General features: G+C 41.0%; 8 protein-coding genes. 4 read left to right on the top strand and 4 right to left on the bottom strand.

Annotated features, from left to right (window positions below; all coding sequences use genetic code 11):
- The first annotated feature begins 43 nt into the window (after nt 1–43).
- Complete coding sequence (locus BM192_RS03500) at nt 44–1,939, top strand: cytochrome c/FTR1 family iron permease (protein ID WP_037440307.1); 1,896 nt, start codon at nt 44–46, stop codon at nt 1,937–1,939.
- Nucleotides 1,940–2,035: 96 nt separating this feature from the next.
- Here BM192_RS03500 and BM192_RS03495 read toward each other — a convergent pair whose 3' ends face one another.
- The gene (locus tag BM192_RS03495) at nt 2,036–2,425 is read right to left on the bottom strand and encodes a nuclear transport factor 2 family protein (protein WP_037440305.1); all 390 of its coding nucleotides are present in this window, start codon (nt 2,423–2,425) and stop codon (nt 2,036–2,038) included.
- Nucleotides 2,426–2,539: 114 nt separating this feature from the next.
- On the opposite strand from BM192_RS03495, the gene BM192_RS03490 reads away from it, so the two are divergent.
- Nucleotides 2,540–2,872, top strand: coding sequence for a winged helix-turn-helix transcriptional regulator (locus tag BM192_RS03490; RefSeq protein WP_037440440.1), 333 nt, complete (start codon nt 2,540–2,542; stop codon nt 2,870–2,872).
- Nucleotides 2,873–2,942: 70 nt separating this feature from the next.
- On the opposite strand, the gene BM192_RS03485 is transcribed toward BM192_RS03490, so the two are convergent.
- Nucleotides 2,943–3,350, bottom strand: a complete 408-nt coding sequence (locus BM192_RS03485; protein ID WP_037440304.1) for a MerR family transcriptional regulator — start codon at nt 3,348–3,350, stop codon at nt 2,943–2,945.
- Between the two features lie 188 nt (nt 3,351–3,538).
- Here BM192_RS03485 and BM192_RS03480 point away from each other — a divergent pair, with 188 nt between their 5' ends.
- Entirely contained in the window at nt 3,539–3,892 is a 354-nt protein-coding gene (locus tag BM192_RS03480; RefSeq protein ID WP_139218397.1) for a hypothetical protein, read from the top strand.
- A 72-nt stretch (nt 3,893–3,964) separates the two neighbouring features.
- On the top strand, nt 3,965–5,122 hold the full coding sequence (arsB, locus tag BM192_RS03475) for an ACR3 family arsenite efflux transporter (protein ID WP_051759836.1): 1,158 nt from the start codon (nt 3,965–3,967) through the stop codon (nt 5,120–5,122).
- 1,132 nt (nt 5,123–6,254) lie between these two features.
- On the opposite strand, the gene BM192_RS03460 is transcribed toward arsB, so the two are convergent.
- Nucleotides 6,255–11,672, bottom strand: a complete 5,418-nt coding sequence (locus BM192_RS03460; protein WP_037440295.1) for an N-6 DNA methylase — start codon at nt 11,670–11,672, stop codon at nt 6,255–6,257.
- Nucleotides 11,659–12,096: a DUF1896 domain-containing protein gene (locus BM192_RS03455; RefSeq protein WP_037440293.1), complete on the bottom strand. Its 438-nt coding sequence runs from the start codon at nt 12,094–12,096 to the stop codon at nt 11,659–11,661. The genes BM192_RS03460 and BM192_RS03455 overlap by 14 nt, the downstream gene beginning before the upstream one ends.
- Between the last annotated feature and the right edge of the window lie 116 nt (nt 12,097–12,212).

Below are 12,212 nucleotides of genomic sequence, written 5' to 3'. Positions count from 1 at the left end.
CGTTTATCTTTGCGGGTTTAATGAATTTATATTAAATAAATATATGAGGAAAATTGGCATTTACTTTCTTTTCTTTTTCTTATGGTCGGCAAGCGTTTTTTCGCAGACCGTAGATAAAGATAAAGATTTACGAACATTAGTGAACCTATTAGATTACGTTTCCAAAGATTATCCGGTAGCGGTCGAAGACGGAAAAATCATCAACGAAGTTGAATTTGCTGAAATGACTGATTTTGCAGAAAAGTGTATCGCCCTGCAAAAAGAACTGTCATCTGTTATCAGTGATAAACGCTTTAATGAACTTCAAGGTTCGTTAAATGTGTTGCAACAATCCATATCCCAAAAAAAGGATAGTGAGGAAATATCAAAGATTGCCATCAACGCCAAAAACAAAATTTTAGACTTAGGAATTTTAAAGATTACGCCGAACCGTTACCCCTCATTAAAAAACGGTGCAGTTCTGTTTCAGGCAAACTGTGTATCGTGTCACGGAAATAAAGGGCTGGGCGACGGTATTGCAGGGAAAGGGCTTGACCCCAAGCCGACCAATTTTCACGAAGCTGAATTATCTCCACTGCAAGCATACAACGTGATAAAATTGGGAATTGAGAGGACGGGAATGGTATCTTACGACCATCTTTCAGAAGATGAAATTTGGGATTTGTCCTTTTATATCTTATCGCTTAAACACGATAAAGCAGATGGGAAAATCGCATTCCCCAACCGTTTGCATTTGGACAGTATCAGTAAGTGGAACGATAAAGAACTACAAAACTTCTTAGACAAATCATCTTCCAATAAAATCACTGTTGGGCAGGTACGCCATTATGAGCCTGAAAGACCGAACCCGTTAGATGTGGCAATCGAAAACCTGAACCTTTCTTATGATACTTTCAAGAATGGGGATAATAAGCAAGCCGAAAAATATGCTTTGACTTCTTATCTGGAGGGCATAGAACTGGTCGAAAATCTACTTAGTGCATCTTCGCCGACATTGGTAAGGGATATTGAGCGGGATATGATTGCGTATAGAAAAGCACTTCAAAATAGTGACAAAGCAGATGCGGAGCGATATTACAATACGCTGAAAGAAGATATAACATCGGCAAAAACACATTTGGCAGAAAAGGATTATTCTTTTGCATTTATCTATGGCTCTGCTTTATCCATTCTGATACGGGAAGCATTGGAAGCCTTGTTAATCATCCTGATTATCCTAAGCATATTAAGACCTATGCAGCTTAAAAGGGCATTCGTAGCCGTACATTCGGGTTGGGTCTTAGCTGTTCTGATTGGTCTTGCAAGTTGGTTCTTTGTAGATAAACTGATAAACCTAAGCGGTGCTTCAAGGGAATTGATGGAGGGCACAGGTGCTATCCTCGCCGTGTTGGTGTTGCTGTTTGCAGGTATATGGTTGCACTCCCATTCGGAAATGTCAAAATGGACACACTTTGTAAAAACTAAAATCGACCGTATTTCTGAAACGGGAAACTGGATTGGTCTGTTTATTTTCTCTTTCGTGGTTGTTTTCAGGGAAGCATTTGAAGTGGTGCTGTTCCTGTCTTCACTTAAGCTGAACAATCCTGATGTGGCAGGCTCTGCTATTAATTGGGCGTTATTAACCTCGGTTGTGATTGTAGCCATCATCACTTTTGTTTTCCTTAAATACACTAAAAAACTGCCAATCGGTAAATTCTTCAAGATTGCATCTTATATGGTAGGTGTATTAGCAGTTGTTTTAGCAGGTAAAGGCGTTATGGCATTTCAGGAAGCAGGTTATATTCCGATTACACCTATTGAAAATATGCCTCAGATAGATTTGTTGGGTATCTACCCTAATGTACAAACTATTTCGGCGCAGGTGCTTGTACTGGTTATCATCGTATTTTTCAATTGGAAAAATCGAAAAAACATACAACAGCAAACCTTCAATAAATAGGCTACTGTTTTTGTAATCAAAGCACAGGTTTGTAAACACAACAAGAGCATTCGTAATGAATGCTCTTGTTGTTTAATACAGGTATAAGGCTAAATGTTATTTGCCCCAAAAAGTATCTTCAGCTTCCTGGTCTTCAGAGAACAACCATATCTCGGTAATTTTTCCCGCTTCAACCTGAAACAAGTCAATACCCGACATATCCATTTTACGGTCGTCAATCGTTCCGCTGAAACGCAATGGCATTGCTACCAAATTACCGTTACCCATTAAATTGCCGTTCGGTGTCAGGGCGAAAGTCCCTTTGGAAACTTCCATCATACTGCTTATCATCTTACCGATTTCGTCAGCCCCTTTTTTCAATCCTGAAAACTGATTGTTCCCAGGCTGATGCCATTGGACTTCTTCGCTGAAATATGAAAATGCGGTTGGCACATCGCCTTTTCCCAAGGCTTCTACATAAGCCATTATTACTTCTTTAGCTGCCATAATATTCTCTTTTTTAAATGATTATTGTACAAAATTATTGCAATTCTTACCTTTGTATAAGTACACACCTATTGGTAATGTACCTACCTAATGGTTAGAAATATTGATTATCAGATGGAAAAAAGTCAAAAAATTATTAAGCAGTCAGACGAAAATTGTCCTGTCAGAAAATCACTGGCGTTGCTGGGCGGCAAATGGACGTTACTAATATTATTCCAAATAAATGACAGGGTGTTGAGATACGGGGAACTCAAACGGTGCATTCCTGATATTAGTGAAAAGATGCTCATCCAAGAATTAAACTCCTTAGTTGAAAACAAATTGGTGTCGAAAAAAGCATATCCCGAAATTCCACCACGGGTTGAATACTGTTTGACGGAATTGGGTTTAAAGACCCTGCCTATCGCTGATAAACTGGCTTCTTTCGGATTGCAGAATTTAAAATAAAATGGTTTATCCGGCTTGTGTGTTTATTACGGAATTGCTTACACTATCCACAGGTCTGTGTGAGCAATCCTTAACCCTGCGGTACAATTATTGGACAGCAGTTTTCATTTGCAATTTTGGTACTGGTTGGGCTGCAACAAGTTTTTAAACCATTCAACAGCATTGAACGGACTTTGAGCAACTCTTTGATTTTATCATCAATCCGGCTCACTTTATCCTGAATTTTATCTGCAATATTCTGACAGGTTGCTTCATTGGCATCTATCATATCAAGCACGTCAGATACTTCCGTTAATGTGAAGCCCATATTCTTAATCCATTTTATGGACATCAGCCGTTGGAACGTTTCTTCTGAATATTCTTTGTAATTATTATTTCTTCTTTCTTTTCTATCAACCGTGATTAACCCCTGTTTTTCGTAGAAGCGGATGGTGTCTTTGGATAGCCCGCAACGTTCTGATAATTCGCCTATTAACATGTTTTATATAATTTTTCTCTTTTTTTACTTGACCGTGGACTATACTCCATAGTTTATCTTTGCAAAGATAAACAATAACATATAATATAATGACAACAGATAACCCAATCAGAACGGTAATATTAACAGCGATGTTTTCTATGCTCGCAATTTGTAGCTATTCGCAAAACCAATCAAAAAGTACAGCTATGAAAAAACAGAACGGAAGTGTTTGCAGCGACGATTGCACCGCAAAAAATAAATCAGACCAAATGTCCTGCAAGCTAACAAGCCCCGAACTTCAAAAAAGAAAAGAAACGGTTATTGCCAGTTTGAAGCAACAAATATTGGAGAAAAAGGAGCTTCAGAACGGCTACGCCTTTAAGTTTAAAGGAACGGACGAGATTTTGGACGAACTCACGGAGTTTATAAAAACGGAAAGGGAATGTTGCGACTTTTTCACATTTGCAATGTCCATAGGTGGCGATAAAAAAGAAGCGTGGCTTGAATTAACAGGCGCAAACGGCGTGAAAGAATTTATAACCGCAGAACTTGGATTTTAAATAGAACCTGTATTTAAAACAACCTAAAATGAACAATTAGTAAGATAATATAAAAGATATTTAGTTTTTAAGATGATTGAAAAAGGATGCACAACTTCAAATTGTGAAACAAAAAAAGTATCAGAGGACATTTCAATATTAGATAGATACCTGACCGTATGGATTTTTCTCGCAATGATAACCGGAGCAGGCGTAAGCCATTTTTTTCAAGGCTCCGTAGAAAAAATTAATGATGCCTTTACCGTAGGCGGGCATACCAATTTACTCCTTGCTTTCGGGCTAATTCTGATGATGTACCCGCCTTTAGCAGAGGTACGTTTCGGGCTGCTTCCAAAAGTTTTCAAGGACATAAAAGCATTGGGGCTTTCGCTCTTGCTGAACTGGGTCATTGGTCCGCTTATTATGTTCGGGCTTGCCATCGGATTTTTCGCTTACATAGCACCTAATTTTATCGGACAGGATGCCCGGTGGGCGCCATATATGGCAGGTCTTTTACTTGTCGGGATTGCCCGATGTGTGGCTATGGTTTTGATATGGAACAGGCTCGCAGGAGGCAGCAGCGAATACGGTGCTGCTTTTGTTGCGCTCAACAGTATATTTCAGATAATTACTTTCGGTTTGTACGCCTGGATTTTTATTTCGGTTCTGCCGACATATTTCGGTATGGAGGGTACGATAGTCGAAGTAAAATTTATGGAACTTTTCCATAGTGTGCTGATTTATTTAGGTATTCCTTTTGCACTTGGCATTCTTGGAAGATATTTCCTTATCAGGGCAAAAGGGGCAGAATGGTACGAGAATATCTATCTGCCTAAAATTGCACCCCTTGCAGTTATAGCCCTCATCTTTACGATTTTCGTGATGTTCAGTCTTCAGGGGGAACGAATGCTAAAGCAGCCATTTGATGTACTTTGGATTGCTATACCGATGTCGGCATATTTCTTAATTATGTTTTTGGTCAGCTTTTTTTTAACTCAACGTATGGGCATTGACTATCGTAGAAGTGCCACATTGGCGTTTACGGCTTCCGGTAATAATTTTGAACTTGCTATTGCTGTTGGCATATCTGTTTTCGGTATCGCTTCTCCCGTTGCCTTTGCTACGGCAATCGGTCCACTGGTAGAAGTCCCCGTTCTGATTGGTCTTGTACATTTAAGCCTCTACTTCAAGCGTCGTTTCTTTCGAGGTAACGAGGGCGATAACCTAAAAGAAGAAATGATGAATAAATAATCATTTATAAAATACGTTGCCATATAACAGGGGGCTATTCTAAAAAAAACAGTTCTCTATTTTCAAAATTAAACAATCATGTATTAACATCTGCACAACTGAATACCGAGTTTTTAGGTGTGGAAGACATTTTCGAAGCATACAAATCAATGGAAAATTCTACAAAAAAAATACACTCTAAACTGGAACTAGATATTAGCGAATTGGAGGTTGAGGTGGATTGCTCCATACAATGGATTGAGGCTGCTATATATCTAATTCTCGAATGTCTGTCAGAATTAAAGGAATATATTTTAAGTGAAGGGTTTAAGAAGAATAATAGACAATTTCGATTTTCGGATTCCAGAAATCTAATATTATTGCAAAGCTAAATGCCATTTACCTTGAAGCTAACCATCGTTTTTCTACTTCACACTACCCTAAACTTGCGAAGATATCTATCAATGCCTTGATACCTGTTTACATCGAGGGCAAGCTGAATATTACAAATCTTAAATAACATTATGATACTTCGTTGAAACAGACAGCAAACAAAATAAAATTAACGGAATTAATAGCTACGTTAAATTCGCACTGGTTATTTAATAGTGGTAATGCATAATGACATTGATAGCCAAAATATTGTAGGATCATCTGTTCATTTTGTTCATTGTTAAAACTCAAGCTAGTTAGTTTGACTATCGCCCCTAAAAATCATTTTATTACAATTAATGTTTCAAGGCTGAATTTTATGACGTATTTCTCATTTAATCTAAGAATTATAAGATCAATGTGATTAGGAAATTTATCAATTTCTACAACTTCACCTAAATTGACAACAAAATCACCGGTTTTGATTTCCTCTATGGGGATAGCTTTAAATTGGGAAAGACTTTCGATATTAAGCATTTGCAGTTAGACTGGGTTAAACAATAGTTATACATTGTTGCTATTGACATATACCATTTTGCTGGAGACATTTATATATCCGAGTGAAAATAACGGGGAAAAATCAAACCTGATTTAATCCCCGTTCATTAACGCTCTCATTATCAAACATAAGCATTTAAATTATTTAAAAAAAATTACTGTGACATTTTATGTGAACGGTTATTTTTTTAAAGATTATTAGGAAAGAATTTAACAATCTATTTTATAGTACACCTTTTGGCAAATGGACACCTTTTGTTCTTAAAATATCCTCTGAAACAGATGAAGCTTCCTTTTGCTTTTCCTCTTGCGCTTCCACGGGTTCTTCCTTAGGCTCAGGCATGATAGATAGCTGGATTTTTCTTTCCACAGCAGCCAGTTCCGTTTTAAGTTCGCCTAATCTGTTTTCCTTGGACCATGTACCATCTACTACTTCCTGGAGAATAGGCAAATCCTTTTTTATTTCGGCAATTTTCTCCTGTTCCTGCTTTACATAGCCAGGTAGTTTTTCAAGCGCCCTTAAAAAATTCATGGATGCAGTTTCAGGTTCTTTGGCCATTATGCCGTTGTTGTAAGTGTATTTGATATTGCCCTCGCCCTGTACCAAAAATCGGTTTACGTGAATGTCCACGCCCTCTTTTTCGGAGATTTCGGTTTTGACCAATAAGGTAAATCCGTACAGACTTCCTATTTCTTCATACTGCCCTCCGGTACGGGCTTTGTCCGCAAGTTGATTAAGCTTGGCACCGATTTGCTTCATATCGGCATTCGGCGGTAATCCTTCCAGTAAAACAGGGTTTGCAACAGTGCCATCCTCACGTTTTTGTAAGCGCCCTTGTAAATTATCCCAATCAAGGCTCATTCGATGCAGTCGGGATTGCGTACTTTCCAGCATTTCCGTATAGTCCTGCAGTTTATATTTCGCACTGAATTTGGAACGGTTAAATGCCTGCTTTTCACTTTCCAGTCCGGCAATCTGTTTTTCCAGCTTGGCTTTATCCAGCAGGTCTGTATTTCCCGACAGGATAGCCACATATTCAGAAAAGTTCATTCCTGATTTTTCGTCCATACTGCCTTCATCAATAGTTCGCTTGCCCAAATTGTTGGTCTTTAACTGATCGATAAAAAGCTGCTTGTTGTACAGCAGGTTGAATTTGTAGCTATCCAAAGACTTTTCGACAGCGTAGATAATCACATCTACCTGGTTATCGGCAAAGAATTTAGCTATTTCATTGCCTTTACGGATGGCTCGCCCATCACGTTGTGCAAGATCGCTCGGCCGCCACGGTGTATCGAGATGATGTATGGCAACGGCTCTTTTCTGGGCATTAACGCCTGTACCCAACATACTTGTAGAACCGAACAACACACGGATCTTACCCTCATTCATCCCTTTAATCAGTTCTTTGCGTTGCTTATCACTTTTAGCTTCCTGTATAAACCGGACTTCATGTGCGGGTATGCCATGATCCTCTACCAGCTTGCGTTTGATTTCCGAATACACGTTCCATTCGCCAGGCTTGTAAGTACCGAGATCAGAGAAAACGAACTGTGTTCCTTTTTGGGTATTATACTGGTTATAATATTTAGCGATGTTTGCCGCACAGTGCGAGGCCTTATTATCGGGATGGTCATCATACCTGCCGCTTACCATCCGCATATCAAGCGACATCTTGCGGGCATAATCCGTAGCTATAAGCATCTTTGCTTTTTCTTCGCTTTGTGATAGAGGTGCTCTCCCAAGAAGTTCCGCATTGCCTGTTTTGGCAAAGTCCATCAGTTTTTTGATAAAGACTTCCTGATCTGGTGTAGGCGGTATGTTATACAGCACTTCGTTCTTAACCGGGCGATCAATGCCAATATCTTTTGCTGTGCGGTAGTCCGTGATTTCTGAGTAGAATTGGGCCAATTCCGGCACTTTGATGAAATAGCGAAAGCGCTCTTTCGCCACTATGTTATTAGCCACCGAAAATTCATAATCGGTTGTTTTCCGAGCATAGATAGCCGCCCATGCATCAAAAGAATGGATACCCTGTTTTTCCATTGCCCTTGGCCGCAGGTATTTGAAAAGCAGGTATAGTTCGGTCAGGGAGTTGCTAATGGTAGTACCCGAAAGAAAGGTTGCGCCCATGTCCGCATTGGTACGGTCCTGAATGGTACGGATGGCGAATAGCAGGTTCATGGCTTTAAGGCTGCCGTCTATGTTTCCCAATCCTGCTACCCGTGTGTGACGGGTATTGAACATCAGGTTTTTAAATTGGTGACTTTCATCCACAAACAAGTGGTCTATACCCATCATTTTAAAATCTACGACGTCATCTTTGCGGTTTTCGATATCGTGTTCAAGGGTTTTAAGTTTCACCTCTAGGTTTTCTTTCCGTTTGATTACTCCCGCCAGCATTCCCCTGGTCACTTCCTTGCCTTGGGATTGCAAGGCATCTAAATTACGCTCTACACTGTCCAGCTCTATTTCGAGGATTTCCTTTTGTATTTCGGGCGATTGCGGTATCATCCCGAATTGGTCGTGTGTCAATATCACACAGTCCCAATCATTATTTTTAATGTCCCCAAAAATCCTCAGGCGCTTTTGGGGCGTAAAATCTTCTTTGCCCGGAAACAGGATCTTGGCGTGTGGATAAGCGGTACGATAGGCTTCGGCAATTTCGTGAACGTTGCTTTTCAGTCCAATAATCATTGGCTTGTGGGCAAGTCCCAAACGTTTCATTTCCTGTGCGGCAGTGCACATCACCAATGTCTTGCCTGCACCTACTTCGTGGTCGCAGATAGCACCGTTGTTCAGCTTTATCATCCAAACCGTATCCTTTTGGCTTGAATACAGGTCTTCAATACCCAAAGCCTTACGATCTAAGCCTGGAAAGTCCTGATGGTTGCCATCGTAGTTCGGCCGAACGAAGCAGTTGAACGTGTCGTTGTATTGATCGGTCAGCCTGCTTTTAAATTGGTCGTTTTGCGCATGTAGCCAATCGGTAAAGGCGGTGCGTATTTCGTCTATCTTCGTGTTAGCCATTTGTATGGCTTCCATATCTCTCACTTTTACTTCCTGATCGCCAACCCTCATTTTCTTGGTAATGTCTGGCGTGGTATTGACCAATGCATGTTTGAGCAGGGCTATCCCGTCAAACGTCCGGCTTTCGGATTTAACGGCATATTTTTCCCAAATGTGCATATTACCCTGATGACACTTTACGGAAAAATCGTCGGAGCTTTCCGAGTAATGAACATTAACATCTGCATCGAACAGGTGGGAAGCAAAACGGGCATAAATACCTGTGGGTATCCAGCGTTCGCCAAGGTTAAAATCCAGTTCTTCAAATTCGATCCGCCTTGGTCGGGCTTCTTCCAGAACGTTGAGGCTTGTTTTGGCTTCGGTATCTTCAGGATTATTTTCAATATAGCTGCGTACCTCTTCAGCTTTCTCTACAACGTTCCCCGCAGTCCAGCGTTCGGCTATTTCGTATCCCTTTTGCAAAGGATTGTAATAAATGCGGCCATGTAAGGCTTCTTTCAGGGCGTCAGCGTTCATACCGCTGATTTCGGACATATACGCCAAATCCACACTTCCATATTTATTGAGCGTGGCTGCTAAGGCTTCTTCAGGATTGTCAGTTGCTATGGTTACTGTCGAAAAGCTTACAGGTCGGCTAAAGATATCCGCTTTGTGTACAACGCCACCGACTACACGTTCCAGGTAAGGCATTTCCTTACCCGAACTATCTGTTTTAATGAGCTTAATATTATCTGCATTGTTAAGGTTGCCATACCTTTTGACAAAAGCATCATAAAGGCGGTTCAGGTTTTGCCTTTCTTCCTTTTGTTCGACCTGATACTGTGCCTCGTTAGTGTAAAGGTGCTGGTACACATCACGGACTTCGATATATGCTTCAGCTCTTGCTCTTTGCAAGCTGGGTAGTTGCAAGGGATGAAATATGGCGTTTCCTTCTGCGGTATCCACTTCTTGCAGGTGACCGACCCAACCTTTATCCATGGCAAGGCAATCATTACGATGGAACGATTGCAGTTCGCCACTATACGGGGCAACTTCGGGAATAGCTGCTTTAACAGGCTGGCTGCTTCCGTTTACACCTGAAAACAAATCTCCGATAGTTTCCTGCTTTTTGCCATCGTCAGATGGCGTTCCATTAGCTGCTTTATTGGTAATGGAAGCTGTGTATGGTTGCTGCATTGCACTACTGAAAAGGTCAGGCTGGCGACCTATTGCACCTCTTCTTTTGTTGGTGCTTTGCCTTTTGATTGATGTGGTCCGTTTGGGCGGAGCAAGAACTGCTACCGGTTCGTCCGTAGTTTCAAAAAGGTCGAAAATGCTCAGTTGTTTAAGTTCCGGTGGACTTTCACGATGAGCTGCCGGTGCAGACAGAGATGGTATTTCCTTTTGGATGTTTACGGGTTCAATGACCGGCGGTGTAACCTTTGGTTCAATAGGAATTTGTATCACCGGCTCTTCGTTCCGTTCGCTTACGTACAAATTCAAGTTAAGGTGCTTTCCAAAATCTTCATTAAGCATCTGTTTGAGGTCCTTGGCAATTCCGCTGGTACCATCTTTATGGAAATAGATAAGCGCTGGCTGTCCATAAGGGTCTGTATCCAGTTTGCGGTCTGTATGTACAATCCGTGTATTGTCTGAAAACAGTGCATTGCCAGGCGTATTGTATTCGGTCTGCCTACTTTGGCAAAATAGTTCTTCCGTTTCGTTCAGGCCTTGTTTAGCCGTATTCTTTTGCAGGACAATCAGGTCACTGCCAACCTCTGTCCCGGCATAATCAGTAAACAGATTATTAGGTAATCGAACAACTGAAACCAGGTTATTTTGTTGCTTCAAAGCCCTGCGTATCGGTTCGTTCTTTGGGCTGTTCAGAATACCCTGTGAAGTGATGTAAGCTAACAAACCGCCCTCACGGAGCATATCAGCACCTTTCAGAAAAAAGTAATTGTGTATGCTTCGGGCTGCCTGTACTTTCGCACTGTCCTTGCTTCTGGAATAGGTAAGGTCGAATACGGAGGTGTCGCCAAACGGAATATTGCTGGCTATGACATCATAGCTGTTTTGTTCCCTTTCGGAAATTTCCTCAAAACCTCCTATACGAATATTGCTTTCGGGATATAGCTGCTTTAAAATCTTGCCGGTGAGCAGATCCTTTTCGTAAGCAGTAACATCTGCTTTTGTGTTCGCTGAAAAAGATTGTATAAATGAACCGATACCCGCCGAAGGTTCGAGGAATTTGCGGATGTGCAGGCCGCTATCTCTAAAAGCAGCAGAAATTGCATCTATTACCTCCGGAGGTGTATAAAAAGCAGTTAGCACAGAGCTTTTCATACTATCTACATATCTCCGGTACTGCTTATCGTCTTGGGAATTTTCTTTGAGCAGTTGGTGAAGTTCCTGTGTAATCGGGAAAAGCTCGTGTTCTGTCTTTCTCCAATTATTAATATCTATTGCGCTGGCAATAGGGTTCAGTACGAATTTAAGGCCGCCAAATCCGCTGTATTGCATCATTGGCAGTCTTTCCCCTACGGAGGCTTGCCGTTTCTCCTTTTCCAGTTTAAAAGCAATTCGCAGGGCATCGATATTCTGTTGGAGATGTAGCTTTTTACTGAAGCCCATTTTCCTCTATCCATATTGCGATGGTTCCTGTTATTTCGGTATAGAGCAGCTCGTACTCCGGGCCATAAGCGAAATCATCGGTTAGCTCATATCTTGCGAAAACAGGCCCACAAACAGGAAGCATTTTCAGGGCGAAGGGCCGCAGCTCTTCATCGGCCATGATGGTATCAAACTCATTGCATACGATCTGAAAAACCGTATCGAATTTGGAGAAGTACAATCCCTCGAAAAGGATATAATTGGCAATTTCATCGCATTGCGCTATAGCGTTTCCCGATCGGAAAGCTCCATCGTAGGCATTGGCAGCCCACGATGATCGTTGCGTTATAAATTTTTGATCGTTTGCTTTTTCGGGAAAGCTACTGTTTAGTAATTCCTTCAGTCGTAACCTGAAATAAGAAAGGTTTTTTTGCTGTGTATCCATACAATTATTTGATTTTAGAATGCTACTTGAAGTCTAAAATTAAAGCAGGAAGACCCTGGCATTTAAGAGGTGGTAGTGTTTGGCGGTTAGAGGCAGTATTTGACGCAATAAACTTA

The sequence above is a fragment of the Pedobacter antarcticus genome, assembly GCF_900112985.1.
Lineage (GTDB): Bacteria > Bacteroidota > Bacteroidia > Sphingobacteriales > Sphingobacteriaceae > Pedobacter > Pedobacter antarcticus.
This window is presented reverse-complemented; position numbering and strand designations above follow the sequence as displayed.